We start from the raw sequence: 21,742 nt of genomic DNA on the forward strand, positions 1-21,742 counted from the left end.
ACGCCCGGCCTTGCCGGGCGTTTTTCATTGCGCGAGGTGTGCATGAACCCGGATCAACCCCTGCAACTGCTCGGCGGCCTGACCGCCCGTGAATTCCTCCGCGATTACTGGCAGCAGAAACCCCTGCTGATCCGCCAGGCCCTCCCGAACTTCCAGAATCCCCTGGAGCCCGACGAACTGGCCGGCCTGTCTCTGGAAGAGGAAATCGAATCCCGCCTGATCATCGGCCAGGACCAGACCTGGGAGCTGCGCCGCGGCCCGCTCCCGGAAGATACCTTCGCCGGGCTGCCCGAGCGGGACTGGACCCTGCTGGTGCAGTCGGTCGATCAGTTCGTTCCCGAGGTGGCCGAGGTGCTGGAATCCTTCCGTTTCCTGCCCAGCTGGCGCGTCGACGACGTCATGATCAGCTACGCCGCGCCCGGCGGCGGTGTCGGTCCGCACTACGATCACTATGACGTCTTCCTGCTACAGGGCCACGGTCGCCGCCGCTGGCGCATCGGCCAACAGTGCACGGCCGACAGCCCCCTCATCGACGGCCTGGAGCTGAAGATCCTCGCCAATTTCCAGCAGACCGACGAATGGGTGCTGGAGCCGGGCGACATGCTCTATCTACCGCCGGGCCTGGCCCATGACGGCATCGCCGAAGACGAGTGCATGACCTACTCCATCGGCTTCCGCGCCCCCAGTGCCGGCGAGGTGCTTACCCACTTCACCGACTTCCTCGCCCAATTCATCCCCGAGGACGAGCGCTACAGCGATGCCGGCTGCGCGCCGGCCAGCGAGCACCCCGCCGAGATCCCGCCCGAAGCCATCGAGCGCGTGCGCGGGCTGATGGAGCGCCATCTGAGTGACGATCGTCTGCTGCTGGCCTGGTTCGGCCAGCACATGACCGAGCCGCGCTATCCCGAGCGGGTCGCTGGGGAAAACCTCAGCGCCAAGCAGCTGCGCAAGGAACTCGATGAAGGCGCGCTGCTAATGCGCAACCCCAGTGGCCGCATCGCCTGGAGCCGCCTGGAGGACGAGGTGATGGTCTTTGCCAGCGGCCAGAGCCGCCTGCTGCCCATACGGCTGCAACCGCTGCTCGACCTGCTATGCTCGGCGGACGTCTTGCACGAGGCCAATCTCGCGACCTGGCTGCAGGACGACGATGCCATGCGCCTGATCCGCGAACTGCTCCAGCAGGGCAGCCTGATCTTCGCCGGAGAAGACGACGACGAGTGATAGGGAACCGCCGTGGACGAGTCCTTTGCCGATCTTACCCTGGGCGCCCAGCCCGAACCCCAGCTCGGCCAGGACCTCGCCCTGCGCCTCGAAGGCCTGGACGCCCTGCGTGAGCACGGTGTCCGCCTCATCGCTCAAGCCAGCCGCCAGTTGTGTATCCAGACCCCTGACCTGGAAGCGCCCCTCTACGACATTCTGGACGTCGAGGCGGCGATCAAGCGCCTGCTGCTGGGCAATCCGCGACATCAGGTACGTATCCTGATCAACGACAGCGCCCTCGCCGTGCGCCAGGGCCATCGCCTCATCGCCCTGGCGCAGCGCCTGACCAGTAACCTGCTGATCCGGCGACCACCAGCCGACCAGCAACCGGAAGGCGCCTGCCTGATCGTCGACGACCAGGCCCTGCTGCGCCGGTCGGGCAACGCCCCCAATGGCTTCGTCCGTTATGGCGACCGTGCGGCGGTCAAGGTCCAGCAACAGCGTTTCGATCGCCTCTGGGCCATCAGCCAGCCGGATCAGGAACTACGGAGGATGGTGCTGTGAGACGATTGCTTGGGCTGCTGCTACTGCTGACCGCCACCGCCTGGGCCACCCCCAGAACCGAAGTCATCCCGCTGCAGTACCGCACGGCCGAGGACCTCCTGCCCACCCTGCAATCCGTGCTCGGCGGCGAAGGCAAGGTCAACGTCTACGGCAACCAGCTGATCGTCAACGCCGAGCCGGCCAAGCTGACCGAGATCAAGAATCTGCTGACCCAGCTGGATACCCAGCCGCGGCGCCTGCTTATCACCCTGGCGACACGCGCAGGCAGTTCAGGGGCCAGCCAGGATTATTCCGCAGGCGGCAACGTGCGTTCACCCCAGGTGCGCATCATCGAGGACAGCACCGATCGGCACGAGGATGGCGCCCAACGCGTTCAGGTCACCGAGGGCTACCCTGCCTTCATTCGCTTCGGCGAAGACGTGCCCGTGACCACCTACCAGACCTCGCCCTATGGCCAGAGCTATGCCCAGACCGACTATCGCCGCCTCGAACGCGGCTTCCAGGTCACCGCCCGTCTGAGCGGCAATCTGGTGCATCTAGACATAAACAGCGTCGACGACCGCGCGGCTGCCCACCATCCGGGCACGTTACAGACCCAGAGCGCCGCGACCCGGATCAGTGGCCCCCTGGGGCAGTGGCTTGACCTGGGAGGATTTCGTCAACAGATCGAAGGCGACCAGAGTGGTCTCACCCGCTACTACTCAACCGAGGGTCGTGACGACCGTCAGTTGAGCATTCGCGCCGATCTCATCGACTGACCAACCGGCGAACGGGAGAACTCTCGCGGCGCCTGGCAATCTAGGTTTCACCAGACAATGAAAAGTTATTTGAGAATAATTCTTATATTCATTCTCAAATAACTTTGAAGTTCTGTTTAGTTTGATTCAAAGCAGTCCAATAGAATCTTTTTAAGCCAATAAATTTACAGAATGAATCGATAGAGCATAAAATCTGTCTGTCTTGCGACACCGTGTCGCACTGATAGCGCCTGATACCCATAATTAAGGATTCAAAGCATGTCTGAGCCGATCAGCCTACTGACCCACAACTGGAGCTTCGCGGTATTCCTCCTGGGCGTGGTCGGTCTGATCGCCTTCATGCTTGGAGTCTCAAGCCTCCTCGGCAGTAAAGCCGTAGGTCGTAGCAAGAACGATCCCTTCGAGTCCGGCATCGTCCCCACCGGGGGTGCCCGTCTCCGTCTCTCTGCCAAGTTCTACCTGGTCGCGATGCTCTTCGTGATCTTCGATGTCGAAGCCCTCTTTCTCTTCGCCTGGTCGGTCTCCATCCGTGAATCGGGATGGGCCGGCTTCGTGGAAGCCTCCATTTTCATAGCAATTCTGTTGGCGGGTCTTGTCTACCTGTGGCGAATCGGAGCGCTCGATTGGGCGCCTGCGAGCCGTCGTGAGCGACAGGCGAAGTCGAAACAATGAGGCTTTGGCAATGCAATACAATCTCACCCGGATCGATCCCGATGCGGCAGTAGACCGCTATCCGGCCGGCCAACGGGAAACCGTTGCCGACCCTATGGAAAGTCAGGTCAACCGCAGCATCTTCATGGGCAAACTCGAAGATGTCCTGCGGGGCGCAGTCAATTGGGGACGCAAGAATTCTCTCTGGCCGTACAACTTCGGCCTGTCCTGCTGCTACGTGGAAATGACCACTGCCTTCACGGCGCCCCATGACATCGCTCGCTTCGGCGCCGAAGTCATCCGGGCATCGCCGCGTCAGGCGGACTTCATGGTCATCGCCGGCACCCCCTTCATGAAGATGGCTCCGGTCATCCAGCGCCTGTACGAGCAGATGCTGGAACCCAAGTGGGTGATCTCCATGGGTGCCTGCGCCAACTCCGGCGGTATGTACGACATCTACTCGGTCGTTCAGGGCGTGGACAAGTTCCTGCCCGTCGACGTCTATGTGCCCGGCTGCCCGCCTCGCCCTGAAGCCTTCCTGCAGGGTTTGATGCTCCTGCAGGACTCCATCGGTGAAGAGCGCCGCCCCCTTTCCTGGGTGGTGGGCGATCAGGGCATCTACCGCGCCGAAATGCCTTCGCAGCGCGAGCAGAACCGCGAGCGCCGCATCCAGGTCACCAACCTGCGCAGCCCAGACGAAGTGTAAGTCCCCTCCGGGACTTGCATGCTGACGACGATCGATAGCGACGGAACATCATGACCGCAGACACCGCTCTGTCCGCCTCTGCGCTCGCCCCTGCCGGCGATGCGTCGGTGGTTGGCGAACTCCAGGGCCAATTCGGCGCAGACGCCCTGACCCTGCAAGACACCCGTACCGGCATGCCGGTGATCTGGGTGGCGCGCGAAAAAATCATCGAAGTGTTGCGCTTCCTGCGCAACCTGCCCCGCCCCTACGTCATGCTCTATGACCTGCATGGCGTGGACGAGCGCCTGCGGACTCACCGCCGCGGCCTGCCCAACGCGGACTTCACCGTTTTCTACCACCTGCTGTCCATCGACCGTAACAGCGATGTGATGCTCAAGGTGGCGCTTTCGGCGAACGACCTCCGCCTGCCGACCGCGACCGGCATCTTCCCCAATGCCAACTGGTACGAGCGGGAAGTGCTCGACATGTACGGCATCCACTTCGATGGCCACCCGCTGCCCAAGCGCATGCTGATGGCCGACAACTGGCAGGGGCACCCGCTGCGCAAGGACTATCCGGCGCGGGCCACCGAGTTCGATCCCTATGCGCTGAACGCCGCCAAACAGGATCTCGAACAGGAAACCCTGAGATTCAAGCCCGAAGAGTGGGGCATGAAGGAACATGCGGAAAATTCCGACTTCATGTTCCTGAACCTGGGCCCGAACCACCCCTCGGCCCACGGTGCCTTCCGCATCATCCTGCAGCTGGACGGCGAAGAGATCGTCGACTGCGTGCCCGAGATCGGCTATCACCACCGTGGCGCCGAGAAGATGGCCGAGCGCCAGTCCTGGCACAGCTACATCCCCTACACCGACCGGATCGACTACCTCGGTGGGGTGATGAACAACCTGCCCTACGTCCTTTCGGTAGAGAAGCTTGCCGGCATCAAGGTGCCCGCGCGGGTCGACTTCATCCGCGTGATGATGGCCGAGTTCTTCCGCATCAACAGCCACCTGCTGTACCTGGGTACCTACATCCAGGACGTCGGCGCCATGACCCCGGTGTTCTTTACCTTCACCGACCGTCAGCGTGCCTACAAGGTCATCGAGGCCATCACCGGCTTCCGCATGCACCCGGCCTGGTTCCGTATCGGCGGCGTCGCCCACGACCTGCCTCGCGGTTGGGACAAGCTGGTCCGCGAATTCCTCGACTGGATGCCCAAGCGCCTGGACGAGTACGAGAAGGCCGCGATGAAGAACAGCATCCTCATCGGCCGGACCAAGAACGTTGCCGTCTATAACACCAAGGAAGCCCTGGAGTGGGGTGTCACAGGTCCCAACCTGCGCGCCACGGGTCTCGATTTCGACCTGCGCAAGGCTCGCCCCTATTCCGGCTACGAGAACTTCGAATTCGAAGTGCCCATCGCCCACAACGGCGACTGCTACGACCGCGGCATGCTGCGCGTCGAGGAGATGCGCCAGAGCCTGCGCATCATCGAGCAGTGCCTGCAGCACATGCCCGAAGGCCCGTACAAGGCGGATCACCCGCTCACTACGCCGCCGCCCAAGGAGCGCACCCTGCAGCACATCGAGACCCTGATCACCCACTTCCTGCAAGTGTCCTGGGGTCCGGTGATGCCGGCGGGCGAAGCCTTCCAGATGATCGAGGCGACCAAGGGCGCCAATAGCTATTACCTGACGAGCGATGGCAGCACCATGAGCTACCGCACCCGCATCCGGACGCCGAGCTTCCCGCATCTGCAGCAGATCCCGGCCGTCATCCGCGGCAGCATGGTGTCCGACCTGATTGCCTACCTGGGCAGTATCGACTTCGTCATGGCCGACGTGGACCGCTGAGCATGAGCACCGAAACCCTGATCCAAACCGACCGTTTCGTCCTGAGCGACTCCGAGCGCTCGGCCATCGAGCATGAAATGCATCACTACGAGGACCCGCGCGCGGCGTCCATCGAAGCCCTGAAGATCGTCCAGAAGGAACGTGGCTGGGTGCCAGACGGTGCCATCTACGCCATCGGCGAGGTGCTGGGCATCCCGGCCAGCGATGTCGAGGGCGTGGCGACCTTCTACAGCCAGATCTTTCGCGTGCCGGTCGGTCGCCACATCATCCGTGTGTGCGACAGCATGACCTGCTACATCGGCGGCCACGAATCCGTGGTGGGCGAGATCCAGCGGCAGCTGGGCATCGGCCTGGGCCAGACCACCACCGACAGCCGCTTCACCCTGCTGCCGGTCTGCTGCCTGGGCAATTGCGACAAGGCCCCGGCGCTGATGATCGACGACGATACCCATGGCGATGTCCAACCTGCGGGCGTGGCCAAACTGCTGGAGGGATACGCATGAGACTGACCTCCTTCGGGCCTGCCAACAGCATTGCCCGTACCCCCGAGACCCATCCCCTGACCTGGCGCCTGCGTGAAGACGGCGCCCCGGTCTGGCTGGAGGAATACCAGGCGAAGGACGGCTACGCCGCGGCGCGCAAGGCGCTGACCGAGCTGGCGCCGGATGCCATCGTCCAGGAAGTCAAGGACTCCGGCCTCAAGGGCCGCGGCGGTGCGGGCTTCCCCACCGGCGTGAAGTGGGGCCTGATGCCCAAGGACGAATCCCTCGATATCCGCTACCTGCTGTGCAACGCGGACGAGATGGAGCCCAATACCTGGAAGGACCGCCTGCTCATGGAGCAGCTGCCGCACCTGCTGGTGGAAGGCATGCTGATCAGCGCCCGGGCGCTCAAGGCCTATCGCGGTTACATCTTCCTGCGTGGCGAGTACGTCGATGCCGCCGCCAACCTGCGGCGCGCGGTGGAAGAAGCCAAGGCAGCTGGCCTGCTCGGCAAGAACATCCTCGGTAGCGGCTTCGATTTCGAACTGTTCGTCCACACCGGCGCCGGTCGCTACATCTGTGGCGAAGAGACCGCCCTGATCAACTCCCTGGAAGGCCGCCGCGCCAACCCGCGTTCCAAGCCGCCCTTCCCCGCCGCCGTCGGCGTCTGGGGCAAGCCCACCTGCGTCAACAACGTCGAGACCCTGTGCAACGTGCCGGGCATCGTCGCTGGTGGCGTGGACTGGTACAAGAGCCTGGCACGCGCCGGCAGCGAAGACATGGGCACCAAGCTCATGGGCTTCTCCGGCAAGGTGAAGAATCCCGGTGTCTGGGAACTGCCCTTCGGCGTTACCGCCCAGGAACTGTTCGAGGACTATGCCGGCGGCATGCGCGATGGCTTCACGCTCAAGTGCTGGCAGCCTGGTGGCGCCGGTACCGGCTTCCTGCTGCCCGAGCACCTCTCGGCACAGATGTACGCCGGTGGCATCGCCAAGGTCGGCACCCGTATGGGTACCGGTCTGGCCCTCGCGGTCGACGACAGCGTCAACATGGTCTCGCTACTGCGCAACATGGAAGAGTTCTTCGCCCGTGAATCCTGCGGCTGGTGCACGCCCTGCCGCGACGGCCTGCCCTGGAGCGTCAAGCTCCTGCGCAGTCTGGAGAAAGGCGAAGGCCAGCAGGGCGACCTCGATACCCTGCTGCAGCTGGTCAACTTCCTCGGCCCAGGCAAGACCTTCTGCGCCCACGCACCGGGCGCTGTCGAGCCCCTGGGTAGTGCCATCAAGTATTTCCGCGAGGAGTTCGAGGCCGGTGTGCGCAAGACGCCCAGCGAACCTCGTCCGACTACTTCCGCGACCGTGATCTGAAGTTTGGCCCCTCCTGGGGGCCGAACCTATCGCTTTCTGGCCGGGCCCGACCCGGCCGGCGCTGCCACTGGCGACCGCCAGGGCGGCGCGAACGTTTTCCCATTAGCCAGACCCGCCCTGCGCGGGTGAGAAGAAAACCCTATGGCCACTATCCATGTAGACGGCAAGACGTACGAGGTCGACGGGGCGGACAACCTCCTCGAAGCCTGCCTGTCCCTGGGGCTCGACATCCCCTATTTCTGCTGGCATCCGGCGCTGGGCAGCGTCGGCGCCTGCCGCCAGTGCGCGGTGAAGCAGTTCGCCGACGAGAATGACACCCGCGGGCGCCTGGTCATGTCCTGCATGACCCCGTCCAGCGACAAGACCTACATCTCCATCGAAGACGCCGAAGCCAAGGAATTCCGCAGCTCCGTCATCGAATGGCTGATGACCAACCATCCCCACGACTGTCCGGTCTGCGAAGAAGGCGGCCATTGCCACCTGCAGGACATGACGGTGATGACCGGTCACAACAAGCGTCGTTATCGCTTCACCAAGCGTACCCACCAGAATCAGGATCTCGGCCCGTTCGTCGCTCACGAGATGAACCGCTGCATCGCCTGCTATCGCTGCGTGCGCTACTACAAGGACTACGCCGGCGGTACCGACCTGGGCGTCTACGGTGCCCACGACAACGTCTATTTCGGCCGCGTCGAGGACGGTGCCCTGGAGAGCGAATTCTCCGGCAACCTGACCGAGGTCTGCCCCACCGGGGTGTTCACTGACAAGACCCACTCCGAGCGCTACAACCGCAAGTGGGACATGCAGTTCGCCCCGAGCATCTGCCATGGCTGCTCCTCGGGCTGCAACATCAGCCCCGGCGAGCGCTATGGCGAACTGCGCCGCATCGAGAACCGCTTCAACGGTTCGGTGAACCAGTATTTCCTCTGCGACCGTGGCCGCTTCGGCTATGGCTATGTCAATCGCAAGGATCGTCCACGCCAGGCGTTGCTGAAAGACGGCAGCCTGGAGACCGGCATCGACGCCGCCCTGGATCGCGCCGCCCTGCTGCTGCGTGGCAAGAAGGTGATCGGTATCGGTTCCCCACGCGCCAGCCTGGAAGGCAACCACGCCCTGCGCGAGCTGGTCGGCGCCGAGAACTTCTATAGCGGCATGAGTGCCCGTGACCTGGCCAACGTGCGCCTGGTCCTGCAGGTGCTCAAGGACAGCCCGCTGCCCGTCCCGACCCTGCGTGCGATGGAAAAGCACGACGCCGTCTTCGTGCTTGGCGAAGACCTGACCCAGACCGCGGCCCGCCTGGCGCTGTCCCTGCGTCAGTCCGTCAAGGGCAAGCCCGAAGCCATGGCCGCCGCGCAGAAAATCCAGCCCTGGCTGAATGCTGCCGTGCAGAACATCGGCCAGAGCGAACGCAATCCGCTGTTCATCGCCAGCGTCGCCGCCACCCGCCTGGACGACGTCGCCGACGCCCGCCTGCACGGTTCGCCACTGGAACTGGCTCGTTTCGGCCATGCCGTGGCCCATGCCATCGACGCCAGCGCCCCCGCGGTCGAAGGTCTGAGCAGTGAAGTGGCCGAGCAGGCCCGCCTGCTCGCCGAAACCCTGCTGGCCGCCGAACGGCCGCTGGTGGTGTCCGGTACCTCCCTGGGTGAACCGGCGCTGATCGAAGCCGCCGCCAACCTGGCCAAGGCCCTGGCCGCCAAGGGCAAGGCCGGCTCCCTGAGTCTGGTGGTGCCCGAAGCCAACAGCCTGGGCCTGGCGCTCTATGGCGGCGAGTCCGTCGAAGACGCCTTCGCGGCCCTGGAAAACGGTCAGGCCGATGCCCTGGTGGTGCTGGAGAACGACCTCTATCGCCGCGCCCCTGCCCAGCAGGTGGATCAGGCCCTGGCCCGCGCCCAGGTACTGGTGGTGCTGGATCACCAGCGTACCGCCACCGCCCAGCGCGCCGACCTGGTGCTGCCGGCGGCGAGCTTCGCCGAAGGCGACGGTACCCTGGTCAGCCAGGAAGGTCGCGCCCAGCGCTTCTTCCAGGTCTATGAGCCGAGCTACTACGATCCCTCCAGCCTGGTCCGCGAGGGCTGGCGCTGGCTGCACGCCCTGCGCAACACCCTGGACAACCGTCCGGTGGACTGGACCCAGCTGGACCATGTCACCGATGCCGTGGCCACCGCCGCACCGCAGCTGGACGGCATCCGCGACGCCGCGCCCAACGCCAGCTTCCGGGTGAAGGGCCTCAAGCTCGCCCGCGAACCGCATCGCTACAGTGGCCGTACTTCCATGCGCGCCAACCTCAGCGTGCACGAACCCCGCGCGCCCCAGGACGCCGATACCGCCTTCGCCTTCTCCATGGAAGGCTATGCCGGCAGCGCCGAGCCGCGTCAGCAGATTCCCTTCGCCTGGTCCCCGGGCTGGAACTCGCCCCAGGCCTGGAACAAGTTCCAGGACGAGGTCGGTGGTCACCTGCGCGCTGGCGATCCGGGCGTACGCCTGATCGAGACCCAGGGCGATCGCCTGAGCTGGTTCACCGCGCCGGCCGCTGCCATCCGCAGCGCCGAGTCGGGCTTCCAGGCCGTGCCGCTGTACCACCTGTTCGGCAGCGAAGAGACCTCTTCCCGCGCCGAGCCGGTCCGTGAGCGCATCCCGGCCGCCTACGTGGCCCTGGCCAAGGCCGATGCCGATCGCTTGGGCGTCAACGAGGGCGCCCTGCTGCGCCTGCAGGTCGCCGGTCAGGAACTGCGCCTGCCGCTGCAGATCAAGGCCGAGCTGTCGGCGGGCCTGGTCGGTCTGCCCGCCGGCTTCGAAGGGATTCCGGTGGACTTCGCCGGCCTCACCGTGGAAGGACTGCAGGAGGCCGCGGCATGACCTGGCTCACCCCCACCCTCATCGCCATCGTCATCGGCATCGTCAAGGCCATCGTCATCCTGCTGGCGGTGGTCATCTGCGGTGCGCTGCTGAGCTTCGTCGAGCGCCGTCTGCTGGGTCTCTGGCAGGACCGCCACGGTCCCAACCGGGTCGGCCCCTTCGGCGCCTTCCAGCTGGGCGCCGACATGCTGAAGATGTTCTTCAAGGAGGACTGGACGCCCCCGTTCGCCGACAAGATGATCTTCAGCCTGGCGCCGGTGATCGCCATGGGCTCGCTGCTGGTGGCCTTCTCGGTCATCCCGATCACCCCCACCTGGGGCGTGGCGGACCTGAACGTCGGCCTGCTGTTCTTCTTCGCCATGGCGGGCGTCAACGTCTATGCGGTGCTCTTCGCCGGCTGGGCGAGCAACAACAAGTTCTCCCTGCTGGGCGCCATGCGCGCCTCGGCCCAGACCCTCTCCTACGAGGTGTTCATGGGTCTGTCGGTGATGGGCATCGTGGCGGTGACCGGCTCCTTCAACATGAGGGATATCGTCGAGGCGCAGCACCAGGGCTGGTGGTTCATCATTCCCCAGTTCTTCGGCTTCTGCACCTTCTTCATCGCCGGTATCGCGGTGACCCACCGCCATCCCTTCGATCAGCCGGAAGCCGAGCAGGAGCTCGCGGACGGTTACCACATCGAATACGCGGGCATGAAGTGGGGCATGTTCTTCGTCGGCGAGTACATCGGCATCGTGCTGATCTCGGCGCTGCTGGTGACCCTGTTCTTTGGCGGCTGGCATGGTCCCTTCCTGGACACCCTGCCCTGGCTGTCCTTTGTCTGGTTCGCCCTGAAGACCGCCTTCTTCATCATGATCTTCATCCTGCTGCGCGCGTCCATTCCGCGTCCGCGCTACGACCAGGTAATGGCCTTCAGCTGGAAGTTCTGCCTGCCCCTGACCCTGATCAACCTGCTGGTGACCGGCGCCGTGGTGCTTTACACCGCCACGCCGGCCATCGGCCAGTGAGGTATCCGTCATGATCAAGGAAATCCTGCACGTCCTGCATGGCACCTACACCCAGTTGCGCAGCATCGTGATGGTCTTCGGCCACGCCTTCCGCAAGCGCGACACCCTGCAATATCCCGAGGAACCCGTGTACCTGCCGCCGCGCTATCGCGGCCGCATCGTGCTTACCCGTGACCCCGATGGCCAGGAGCGCTGCGTGGCGTGCAACCTGTGCGCCGTGGCCTGTCCGGTCGGCTGCATCTCGCTGCAGAAGACCGAAGCCGAAGACGGTCGCTGGTACCCGGAGTTCTTCCGCATCAACTTCTCGCGCTGCATCTTCTGCGGCATGTGCGAGGAGGCCTGTCCCACCACCGCCATCCAGCTGACCCCGGACTTCGAGATGTCCGAGTTCAAGCGCCAGGAGCTGGTGTATGAGAAGCAGGACCTGCTGATCTCGGGTCCGGGCAAGTATCCGGAGTACAACTTCTACCGCGTGGCCGGCATGGCCATCGCGGGCAAGCCCAAGGGTGCCGCGCAGAGCGAGGCAGAGCCGATCAACGTGAAGAGCCTGCTGCCCTAAGGAGCTGTCGTGGAATTTGCCTTCTATTTCTCTGCCGGGGTGGCCGTCCTGGCCACCTTCCGGGTGATCACCAACACCAATCCGGTGCATGCCCTGCTGTACCTGATCATCTCGCTGCTGGCCGTGTCCATGGTGTTCTTCGCCCTGGGCGCGCCCTTCGCCGGCGCCTTGGAGATCATCGTCTACGCGGGCGCCATCATGGTGCTGTTCGTCTTCGTGGTGATGATGCTCAACCTTGGGCCGGTCATCTCCGACCAGGAACGCAAGTGGCTGACCCCCAAGGTCTGGATCGGTCCTTCGATCCTTGCCGGTGCACTGCTGGTGGAGCTGCTGGTGGTGCTGTCGCGCACCCCGGGCGGCGCCGCCATCGGCCACACCTCGGTAGATGCCAAGGCCGTAGGCGTCAGCCTGTTCGGGCCCTATCTGCTGGCGGTCGAACTGGCCTCCATGCTGCTTTTGGGTGCCCTGGTCGCGGCCTACCACCTGGGTCGCAGCGACGTCAAAGACGGGATCGGCGAGTGAGTCGCCAAGGACTGGAGAACAGCCAATGAACGCCATACCTCTGGAACACGGACTGGCCCTCGCCGGCGCCCTGTTCGCCCTTGGCCTGGTGGGCCTGATGGTCCGCCGCAATATCCTCTTCGTGCTCATGAGTCTGGAAATCATGATGAACGCCGCCGCCCTGGCCTTCGTGGTCGCGGGTAGCCGTTGGGGCGCTCCCGACGGCCAGGTGATGTTCATCCTGGTGCTGAGCCTGGCCGCCGCCGAGGCCAGTATCGGCCTGGCGATCCTGCTGCAGCTCTATCGCCGCTTCCACACCCTCGACGTCGATGCCGCCAGCGAGATGCACGGATGAACCTGCTACCCCTCACCTTCGCCTTTCCCCTGGTCGGCTACTTCCTGCTGGCCTTCTCCCGCGGTCGGCTGTCGGAGAATCTCTCCGCGCTGATCGGCGTGGGTTCGGTGGGCCTGGCGGCGCTGGTCGCCGCCTGGGTCGGCTGGAACTTCCACGTCGCACCGCCCGCCGACGGCCACCTGACCCTCGTCCTCTGGCAGTGGATGAACGTGGAGGGCTTCGCGCCCAACATGGCTCTCTATCTGGACGGCCTGTCGCTGACCATGCTTGGCGTGGTCACCGGCGTCGGCTTCCTGATCCACCTGTTCGCCTCGTGGTACATGCGTGGTGAAGAGGGCTACTCGCGCTTCTTCGCCTACACCAACCTGTTCATCTTCAGCATGTTGCTGCTGGTCCTCGGCGACAACCTGCTGCTGCTGTACTTCGGTTGGGAAGGCGTGGGCCTGTGCAGCTACCTGCTGATCGGCTTCTACTACAGCGAGCGCGCCAACGGCAACGCCGCGCTGAAGGCCTTCATCGTCACCCGCGTCGGCGACGTCTTCATGGCCTTTGGTCTGTTCATCCTGTTCATGACCCTGGGCACCCTGGACATCCAGGAGCTGCTGCAGAAGGCGCCCGACGTCTTCGCCAGCGGTGATCCGCTGATCGTGCTGGCCACCCTGGCCCTGCTCGGCGGCGCCGTCGGCAAGTCGGCCCAGCTGCCGCTGCAGACCTGGCTGGCGGACGCCATGGCCGGTCCCACTCCGGTCTCGGCGCTGATTCACGCCGCGACCATGGTGACCGCGGGCGTCTACCTGATCGCCCGGACCCACGGCCTGTTCCTGCTGGCGCCGGAGATCCTCCACCTGGTCGGTATCGTCGGTGCCGTGACTCTGGTACTGGCGGGCTTCGCCGCCCTGGTGCAGACCGACATCAAGCGCATCCTGGCCTACTCCACCATGAGCCAGATCGGCTACATGTTCCTGGCCCTGGGCGTGGGTGCCTGGCAACCGGCGATCTTCCACCTGATGATCCACGCCTTCTTCAAGGCGCTGCTGTTCCTCGCCTCGGGCTCGGTGATCCTGGCCTGCCACCACGAGCAGAACATCTTCAAGATGGGCGGCCTGTGGAAGAAGATCCCCCTGGCCTATGCCAGCTTCGTGGTGGGTGGCTCGGCGCTGGCGGCACTGCCGCTGGTGACCGCCGGCTTCTACTCCAAGGACGAGATCCTCTGGGAAGCCCTCGCCAGCGGTCATACCTACCTGCTCTATGCAGGCCTGGCCGGTGCCTTCCTGACTTCGATCTACACCTTCCGCCTGATCTTCATCACCTTCCACGGCGAGGCGCATACCGAGGCCCATGCCGGCCACGGCATCGCCCACAACCTGCCGCTGGCGGTACTGCTGGTGCTCTCGACCTTCGTCGGCGCGCTGATCGTGCCACCCCTGGCAGGCGTGCTGCCGGAATCGATCGGGCATGCCGGTGGTGAAGCCAAGCATTCCCTGGAGATCACCTCGGGAGCCATCGCCATCGCCGGTATCCTGCTGGCCGCCCTGCTCTTCCTTGGCAAGCGTTCCTTCGTGACCGCCCTGGCCAAGAGCGCGCCGGGTCGCTTCTTCGGGACCTGGTGGTATCACGCCTGGGGCTTCGACTGGCTGTACGACCTGATTTTCGTCAAGCCGTACCTGCTGCTGGCCCGCCTGCTGCGCCGTGATCCCTTCGACCAGGCCATCGGCCTGATTCCGATGGTGGCTCGCGGTGGCAACCTGGCACTGAGCATCACCGAGAACGGCCGTCTGCGCTGGTACGCGGCTTCCATCGTGGGAGGCGCCGTGCTGTTGCTCGGCGCGCTGCTGCTGGCCTGACCCCCTGACTAAGGATAAGTACACGTCATGCTTCTGCCCTGGCTAATCCTGATCCCCTTCATCGGCGGCCTGCTCTGTTTCCTCACGGAAAAGACCGGCCCGCTGGTGCCCCGCTGGATCGCCCTGTTCACCATGCTGCTGGAGCTGGTACTCGGCCTCTGGCTGTGGGCCCACGGCGACTACAGCCTGGCTCCCGCCCCTGGCGCCGAAACCGCCTGGACCGCGGAATTCCAGATGAGCTGGATTCCGCGCTTCGGCATCAGTCTGCACTTCGGTCTCGATGGCCTGTCGCTGCTGATGATCCTGCTCACCGGTCTGCTCGGTGTGCTGGCGGTAACCTGCTCCTGGCGCGAAGTGCAGCGCCACGTCGGCTTCTTCCACCTCAACCTGCTGTGGATCATCGGCGGCGTGGTGGGAGTGTTCCTGGCGCTGGACCTGTTCCTGTTCTTCTTCTTCTGGGAGATGATGCTGGTGCCGATGTACTTCCTGATCGCGCTGTGGGGCCATAGCTCCGCGGACGGCAAGAAGAGCCGCATCACCGCCGCCACCAAGTTCTTCATCTTCACCCAGGCCAGTGGCCTGATCATGCTGGTGGCGATCGTTGCCCTGGTGCTGGTGAACTACGGTGCCACCGGCGTCCTGACCTTCGACTACGAAGACCTGCTGCAACTGCAGCTGGATCCCAAGCTGGAATACCTGCTGATGCTGGGCTTCTTCATCGCCTTCGCGGTGAAGCTGCCGGTGGTGCCGCTGCACTCCTGGCTGCCCGATGCCCACGCCCAGGCGCCGACCGCCGGTTCCGTCGACCTGGCCGGTATCCTGCTCAAGACCGCCGCCTATGGCCTGCTGCGCTTCGCCATCCCGCTGTTCCCCAACGCCTCGGCGGAATTCGCGCCGATCGCCATGTGGCTGGGCATCATTGGCATCTTCTACGGCGCCATCCTGTCGTTCGCCCAGACCGACATCAAGCGCCTGGTGGCCTACTCCAGCGTCTCGCACATGGGCTTCGTGCTGATCGGCATCTACTCCGGCAGCCCCCAGGCGCTGCAGGGCGTGGTGGTACAGATGATCGCCCACGGCCTCTCCGCCGCCGGTCTGTTCATCCTCTGCGGCCAGCTCTACGAGCGCATGCATACCCGTGACATGCGCGAGATGGGCGGTCTCTGGGCACGCCTGCCCTACCTGCCGGCCCTGAGTCTGTTCTTCGCCTCGGCATCCCTGGGCCTGCCAGGCACCGGCAACTTCGTCGGTGAATTCCTGATCCTGCTGGGCGCCTTCCCGGTCGTGCCGATGATCACCGTCATCGCCACCTTCGGCCTGGTGTTCGCCTCGGTCTATTCGCTGATCATGATCCACCGCGCCTACTTCGGTCCGGCCAAGGCCGAAGGCGCGCTACCGGGTCTGAACGCACGGGAACTGTCGATGCTGCTGTTGCTTGGCGTGCTGCTGGTGCTGCTCGGCGTCTACCCGCAGCCGGTGCTGGATACCTCGGCCGCGAGCATGGCCGGTGTCCAGCAGTGGCTCGGCGAAGCCTTCTCCTCTCTCGTTTCCGCCCGGTAAGAGCGCCATGACCTTTACCTACGAACACTTCATCGCCCTCCTGCCGATCATCATCACCGGCCTCACCGCCGTGGTGGTGATGCTGGGCATCGCCTGGCGGCGGGATCACACCATCATTCCCACCCTGGGCGTGATCGGTCTCAACCTGGCCCTGCTGTCCTGCATCCCGGCCCTCGGCGTCGGCGCCATCGACGTCACCCCGCTGCTGCGCATCGACGGCTTCAGCTGCTTCTACATGGCACTGATCCTGATCGCCACCCTGGCCTGCATGACCCTGTCGCATGCCTACATGGAAGGCTATCCGGGCAACCGTGAAGAGCTATACCTACTGCTGCTGATCTCCGCCACCGGTGGTCTGGTGCTGGTGGCGGCGCAAAACGTCGCTGGCCTGTTCATCGGCCTGGAACTGCTGTCGGTACCGGTCTACGGCCTGGTGGCCTACAGCTACTTCAACCGCCGCTCCCTGGAAGCCGGCATGAAGTACCTGGTGCTGTCCGCTGCCGGCTCGGCCATCCTGCTGTTCGGCATGGCCCTGCTCTATGCCCAATCCGGTAGCCTGAACTTCGCCGACATCGGCATGCAGATGGACGCTCCGGCCAGCACCGGCCTGCTGATGGAAATCGGCCTCGGCATGCTGATCGTCGGCCTCGGCTTCAAGCTGTCCCTGGTGCCCTTCCACCTGTGGACCCCGGACGTGTACGAAGGCTCGCCGGCTCCGGTTGGCGCCTTCCTGGCAACCGCCAGCAAGGTCGCTGTCTTCGCCGTGCTGGTGCGGGTGTTCCAGACCATGCCCATGGCCAGCGATGACGGCTGGCTGCACGATGCCATCGCCTTCATCGCCATCGCCTCCATGCTGGTGGGCAACCTGCTGGCGCTGATGCAGAGCAACCTCAAGCGCCTGCTGGGTTATTCCTCCATCTCCCACTTCGGCTACCTGCTGGTGGCGGTGGCGTCGGGCGAAGGCCTGTCGATGGAAGCCGTGGCGGTCTATCTGGTGACCTATGTCTTCACCAGCCTGGGTGCCTTCGGCGTGATTACCCTGATGTCCAGCCCGAGCAACGGCCAGCGTGATGCCGATGCGCTGTTCGAGTACCGCGGCCTGTTCTGGCGCCGCCCGTACCTGACCGCAGCGCTAACGGTGATGATGCTGTCCCTGGCCGGCATTCCGCTCACCGCCGGTTTCATCGGCAAGTTCTACGTCATCACCGTGGGCGTGGAAGCGGGCATGTGGTGGCAGACCGCGGCCATCGTGCTGGGCAGCGCCATCGGCCTGTTCTACTACCTGCGCGTGATGGTCACCCTGTACCTGACCGAGCAGGGCCTGCAGCGCCATGACGCGCCGATGAACTGGGGGCAACGCGCCGGTGGCGTGATGCTGATCGCCATTTCCATCGCCACCTTCGTCCTGGGCGTCTATCCGCAGCCGCTGCTGCAACTGGCGCAGCTGACGGTGTTCTGATCCCAGACACCGCCCACGATCCCCGCTTCGGCGGGGATCGTCGTTTCTAGCACCTGTGAAACAGCCGCCCTTGGCAGGGTCGCACCGCGACCGCTACCCTCGACCCCTACTCCGCTTTCCTCTGCCCTTTTCTGGAGCCCCCTTTTTCCCATGCCTGCGTTGAAACCCCTCGCCCTGACCATTGGCCTGCTGCTCGGCAGCCAGGCTTTCGCCGCCCCTGTCTTCGACGTCACCGAACTGGGTGACCCGGCCACCGCCTGTAGCGACCTCGACACCTTCGTCAACCAGAAATGGGTCTCGGCTAATCCCATCCCGCCGGACAAGTCGCGCTGGGGTTCCTTCATGGCCCTGGGCGAAAAATCGCTCAACGACCAGCACGCCATCCTGCAGCGCGCAGCCCGCACGGCGGATCGCGCGGAACAGGGTTCGATAGAACAGAAGGTCGGTTGGCTGTATCGCTCGGGCATGGACGAAGCCGCCATCGAGCGCGCCGGCTATCAGCCAATCCAGGCGCAGCTGGCAGCCATCGACCGGCTGCGCACCTCGGCCGATGTGGTGGCCTATCTCCAGAAGAGCTTTGCCCGAGGCGACATGCAGGTGTTCTCCTTCGGCTCCGGTGCCGACTACCAGAACGCCAAGCAGCAGATCGCCTATGCCTACCAGGGTGGCCTGGGCCTGCCGACACCCGATTACTACACCGAGGCCGACTACGCCAAGCTACGCCAGGCCTACCTGGGTCACCTCGCACGGCTGCTGACCCTGACCGGCGTACCCAAAGCCCAGGCGGCCGCCCAGGCCGAGCTGGTGCTGGCCTTCGAAAGTCGCCTGGCACGTGCCTCGGTCAAGCCGGTGGATCTGCGCAATCCGGAAAACCAGTATCACTACCTGAGCTTCGCCGAAGCCAACAAGGTCACGCCGCACTTCGACTGGCAGGCTTTCTTCGCCAGCCAGGGCGTCACCGGCCAGCAGGGCTTTTCCTTGTCCCAGCCCGGCTTCTTCGCCGAGTTCGACCGCATGCTGGCCGAGACGCCCATCGAACAGTGGCAGGCCTATCTGCGCGCCCACGTGATCGATGACGCCGCGCCGCTGCTGTCCAAGCCCTTCCAGCAGGAGAGCTTCGAATTCAACCAGAAGACCCTGAGCGGCCAGCAGCAACAGAGCGAGCGCTGGAAGCGGGTGCTGAGCGCGGTCAATGGCGCCATGGGCGAAGGGCTCGGCCAGCTCTATGTGCAGGAGCACTTCTCGCCCCAGGCCAAGGCGCGGGCCCAGGAACTGGTGGACAACGTGATGCTGGCGCTTCGCGCCCGCATCGAGAAGCTCGACTGGATGAGCCCGGAGACCAAGCAGAAGGCCCTGGCCAAGTGGGACAGCTTCCTGCCCAAGATCGGCTACCCCGAGCGCTGGCGGGACTGGAGCGGCCTGACGCTCAAGCCGCAGGGCTTCTACGCCAACCTGGAAGCCGCCTCGCGCTTCAACTATCGCCATGATCTGGACAAGATCGGCAAGCCCACCGATCGCCAGGAATGGGGCATGTACCCGCAGACGGTGAATGCCTACTACAGCCCCACCGACAACACCATCAACTTCCCGGCCGCCATCCTCCAGCCACCGTTCTTCTATCCAGATGGCGACGATGCCATCAACTATGGCGGCATCGGCGCGGTGATCGGCCACGAGGCCAGCCATGGCTTCGACGACCAGGGCAGCAAGTTCGACGGCGCGGGCAACCAGGTGGACTGGTGGACCCCGGCCGATCGCAAGGCCTTCGAGGCCCGTACCGGCAAGCTGGTGGAGCAGTTCGACAACTACCATCCGCTGCCCGACCATCCTGAGCTGCACGTCAACGGCAAGCTCACCCTGGGCGAGAACATCGGCGACCTCGGCGGCATCAACGCGGCCTATGACGCCCTGCAACTGGCCCTGGCCAAGAAGCCGGAAGAAGCCAACCGGAAGATCGATGGCTACACCCAAGAGCAGCGCTTCTTCCTCAACTGGGCACGGGTCTGGCGGGGCTCGATCCGTGAAGAACAGGCGCGTCTGTTCCTCAACACCGATCCCCATGCCCCCATGAAATTCCGCGCCATCGGGGCGCCCTCCAACATGCCGTCGTTCGCGAAGGCGTTCAGCTGCAAGGCGGGTGATGCCATGGTCCGGCCGGACGAGAAACGCGTGGAAATCTGGTAGTGCTCCAGGGGCGTCAGGCAGTCGGGTATCGCTTTTGCATTGCCCGTCACCTCTCCCCTCCGGCGCTCCGTCCATGCCCCTAGAACTCGCCTTCGCCGAAGCCACTGCGACCGGTCCACGCAAGGAAAACCAAGACGCCTTGCGCAGTGTCCAGCCCAGCGCGGCGCTGGCAGCCACCAAGGGGCACCTGTTCGCCCTGGCCGATGGTGTCAGCGGTTGTCCGGATGGTGGACTCGCCGCGCGTGCCACCCTGCAGGCGCTGGCCCAGGACTATTATTCCACCCCGGAAACCTGGCCGGTGGCCCAGGCCCTGGAGCGGTTGCTGCTGGCGCAGAATCGCTGGCTGCAGGCCGCCGGCAATGGCCAACCGCTGCTGACCACCCTGACGGCCCTGGTGATCCGCGGACGGCGCTTTACCCTGGCCCATGTCGGTGATTGCCGCGCCTATCGCTGGCATCAGGGCCGACTCGGTTGTCTCACCGTCGACCACGTTTGGCAGCAGGCCGGTATGCAGCACGTCCTGACCCGCGCCCTGGGCCTGGAAAGCCATCTGGTAGTGGATTTTCGCGAAGGCGAACTGGAAACCGGCGAGACGCTATTGCTGGTCAGCGACGGCGTCTGGGCGGCGCTGGGCGAAGACAGCATGAGGCGTATTCTCGTCGACGGCGTGACCGATCTGGATGCCACCGCCCAGGCGCTGGTGGCCGGGGCGCTGCACGCCGGCGGCCAGGACAATGCCAGCGCCCTGCTGGTAAGGGTCGACCGCCTACCCGACATCTCCCTGGCCGATACCCTGGCCAACGCCGACACCTGGCCACCGCTGCCCGCCTTGAAGCCCGGCCAGGCCTTCGAAGGCTGGACAGTGGTCGAGCGCTTGGCGGAGTCGCGGCAATCGCTGCTCTATCGCGTCCACGACGAGCGTGGCCGCCCCTGGCTACTCAAGACCCTGCCCGCGGCGCTGCAATTCGACACCCTGGCTGGTCATGCCCTGCTCATGGAGGAATGGTTCCTGCGCCGCGTCGCCGGCCGTGCCTTCGTCGAGGTACACCCCTTGCCCAGGCGGGCGCATCTCTACTTCGTTCAGCGTGAGTACCCAGGGCGGACGCTGGCGCAGCAGCTAACCAGCGAAGGGCCCCTGGCGCTGGCCGACTGGCTGGACGTGGCGTCGCGCCTGTTGCGCGCCCTCGGCCAGCTGCACAGACGCAACATCCTCCATCGCGACATCAAGCCGGACAACCTGCATCGCGGCCTGGACGGCGAATTGCGCCTGCTGGACTTCGGCCTGGCCTATTGCCCGCAGTTGTCCGAGGATCTGCAGGACAGCCCGGGCACCCCCAGCTATCGCGCGCCAGAGTCCTTCGAAGGCGCCGAACCAAGTCCGGCCCAGGATCTCTATGCGGCCGGGGTGACCCTCTACCAGCTGCTGACGGGTGGCTATCCCTACGGAGAGGTGGAACCCTTCCAGCGCCCCCGCTTCGGCGCGCCCGCCAGCGTGCTACGGCGGCGTCCGGATGCGCCGGCCTGGCTCGAAGACTGGCTGCAACGCGCCGTGGCAGTGGATCCCAATGAGCGCTTCGAGACCGCCGAAGAAGCGCTGCTGCTATTGGAACAGGGCGAACGCCAACCCCTGGCCCGGCCCCTGCCGCTGCTGCAGCGCGATCCCCTGCGCACCTGGCAGATCGTGGCGGCCTGTTCGCTGACGCTGAATCTGCTGCTGATACTGCTCTGGCTCTATCAACATTGAACGACCTAAGGCATGCCCTGTTTTGCAGCACGCTGCGCTCAAAAGAGGCAACCAACCGGCTAATTCCAGCCGTCACCCGCCACACAGGACGGATCTGGGCTTGGCAT

General features: G+C 64.8%; 18 protein-coding genes. All 18 read left to right on the forward strand.

Annotation, left to right across the window (positions count from 1 at the left end; all coding sequences use genetic code 11):
• The first annotated feature begins 42 nt into the window (after positions 1-42).
• The 18 genes from PJ259_RS06900 to PJ259_RS06985 all read left to right on the forward strand — a co-directional run bounded on the left by PJ259_RS06900 (position 43) and on the right by PJ259_RS06985 (position 21,635).
• On the forward strand, positions 43-1,221 hold the full coding sequence (locus PJ259_RS06900) for a ribosomal protein uL16 3-hydroxylase (protein WP_271655251.1): 1,179 nt from the start codon (positions 43-45) through the stop codon (positions 1,219-1,221).
• 12 nt (positions 1,222-1,233) lie between these two features.
• Positions 1,234-1,764, forward strand: coding sequence for a DUF7931 domain-containing protein (locus tag PJ259_RS06905; protein WP_271655252.1), 531 nt, complete (start codon positions 1,234-1,236; stop codon positions 1,762-1,764).
• On the forward strand, positions 1,761-2,522 hold the full coding sequence (locus tag PJ259_RS06910) for a secretin N-terminal domain-containing protein (protein WP_271655253.1): 762 nt from the start codon (positions 1,761-1,763) through the stop codon (positions 2,520-2,522). The genes PJ259_RS06905 and PJ259_RS06910 overlap by 4 nt, the downstream gene beginning before the upstream one ends.
• Before the next feature lie 258 nt (positions 2,523-2,780).
• Entirely contained in the window at positions 2,781-3,194 is a 414-nt protein-coding gene (locus tag PJ259_RS06915; RefSeq protein ID WP_059315326.1) for an NADH-quinone oxidoreductase subunit A, read from the forward strand.
• Between the two features lie 10 nt (positions 3,195-3,204).
• Positions 3,205-3,879: a NuoB/complex I 20 kDa subunit family protein gene (locus PJ259_RS06920; RefSeq protein ID WP_059315327.1), complete on the forward strand. Its 675-nt coding sequence runs from the start codon at positions 3,205-3,207 to the stop codon at positions 3,877-3,879.
• 50 nt (positions 3,880-3,929) lie between these two features.
• Positions 3,930-5,714, forward strand: a complete 1,785-nt coding sequence (gene nuoC / locus PJ259_RS06925; RefSeq protein WP_059315328.1) for an NADH-quinone oxidoreductase subunit C/D — start codon at positions 3,930-3,932, stop codon at positions 5,712-5,714.
• 2 nt (positions 5,715-5,716) lie between these two features.
• Positions 5,717-6,217 carry an NADH-quinone oxidoreductase subunit NuoE gene (gene nuoE / locus PJ259_RS06930; protein WP_059315329.1) on the forward strand — a complete coding sequence of 167 codons (501 nt, stop codon included), beginning with the start codon at positions 5,717-5,719 and terminating at the stop codon, positions 6,215-6,217.
• A complete protein-coding gene (gene nuoF, locus PJ259_RS06935) occupies positions 6,214-7,563 on the forward strand; it encodes an NADH-quinone oxidoreductase subunit NuoF (protein ID WP_271655254.1) in 1,350 nt (449 codons plus the stop codon). Before nuoE ends, nuoF begins: the two co-directional genes overlap by 4 nt.
• A 141-nt stretch (positions 7,564-7,704) precedes the next feature.
• Positions 7,705-10,422, forward strand: a complete 2,718-nt coding sequence (gene nuoG / locus PJ259_RS06940) for an NADH-quinone oxidoreductase subunit NuoG (RefSeq protein ID WP_271655255.1) — start codon at positions 7,705-7,707, stop codon at positions 10,420-10,422.
• A complete protein-coding gene (gene nuoH / locus PJ259_RS06945) occupies positions 10,419-11,429 on the forward strand; it encodes an NADH-quinone oxidoreductase subunit NuoH (RefSeq protein WP_271655256.1) in 1,011 nt (336 codons plus the stop codon). Before nuoG ends, nuoH begins: the two co-directional genes overlap by 4 nt.
• A gap of 10 nt (positions 11,430-11,439) precedes the next feature.
• The gene (gene nuoI, locus PJ259_RS06950) at positions 11,440-11,988 is read left to right on the forward strand and encodes an NADH-quinone oxidoreductase subunit NuoI (protein WP_017642306.1); all 549 of its coding nucleotides are present in this window, start codon (positions 11,440-11,442) and stop codon (positions 11,986-11,988) included.
• A 9-nt stretch (positions 11,989-11,997) separates the two neighbouring features.
• Entirely contained in the window at positions 11,998-12,510 is a 513-nt protein-coding gene (gene nuoJ / locus PJ259_RS06955; RefSeq protein ID WP_059315333.1) for an NADH-quinone oxidoreductase subunit J, read from the forward strand.
• Between the two features lie 25 nt (positions 12,511-12,535).
• A complete protein-coding gene (gene nuoK / locus PJ259_RS06960; RefSeq protein WP_007158894.1) occupies positions 12,536-12,844 on the forward strand; it encodes an NADH-quinone oxidoreductase subunit NuoK in 309 nt (102 codons plus the stop codon).
• Positions 12,841-14,688, forward strand: coding sequence for an NADH-quinone oxidoreductase subunit L (nuoL, locus tag PJ259_RS06965; protein WP_271655257.1), 1,848 nt, complete (start codon positions 12,841-12,843; stop codon positions 14,686-14,688). The genes nuoK and nuoL overlap by 4 nt, the downstream gene beginning before the upstream one ends.
• Positions 14,689-14,715: 27 nt before the next feature.
• A complete protein-coding gene (gene nuoM / locus PJ259_RS06970; RefSeq protein WP_059315335.1) occupies positions 14,716-16,248 on the forward strand; it encodes an NADH-quinone oxidoreductase subunit M in 1,533 nt (510 codons plus the stop codon).
• A 7-nt stretch (positions 16,249-16,255) separates the two neighbouring features.
• On the forward strand, positions 16,256-17,707 hold the full coding sequence (gene nuoN / locus PJ259_RS06975) for an NADH-quinone oxidoreductase subunit NuoN (RefSeq protein ID WP_271655258.1): 1,452 nt from the start codon (positions 16,256-16,258) through the stop codon (positions 17,705-17,707).
• 150 nt (positions 17,708-17,857) lie between these two features.
• Positions 17,858-19,891 carry a M13 family metallopeptidase gene (locus tag PJ259_RS06980; RefSeq protein ID WP_271655259.1) on the forward strand — a complete coding sequence of 678 codons (2,034 nt, stop codon included), beginning with the start codon at positions 17,858-17,860 and terminating at the stop codon, positions 19,889-19,891.
• A gap of 73 nt (positions 19,892-19,964) precedes the next feature.
• On the forward strand, positions 19,965-21,635 hold the full coding sequence (locus tag PJ259_RS06985; protein WP_271655260.1) for a bifunctional protein-serine/threonine kinase/phosphatase: 1,671 nt from the start codon (positions 19,965-19,967) through the stop codon (positions 21,633-21,635).
• Positions 21,636-21,742 lie beyond the last annotated feature (107 nt).

The sequence above is a fragment of the Pseudomonas sp. JBR1 genome, from assembly GCF_028198185.1.
In the GTDB taxonomy this organism is placed as follows: domain Bacteria; phylum Pseudomonadota; class Gammaproteobacteria; order Pseudomonadales; family Pseudomonadaceae; genus Chryseomonas; species Chryseomonas oryzihabitans_E.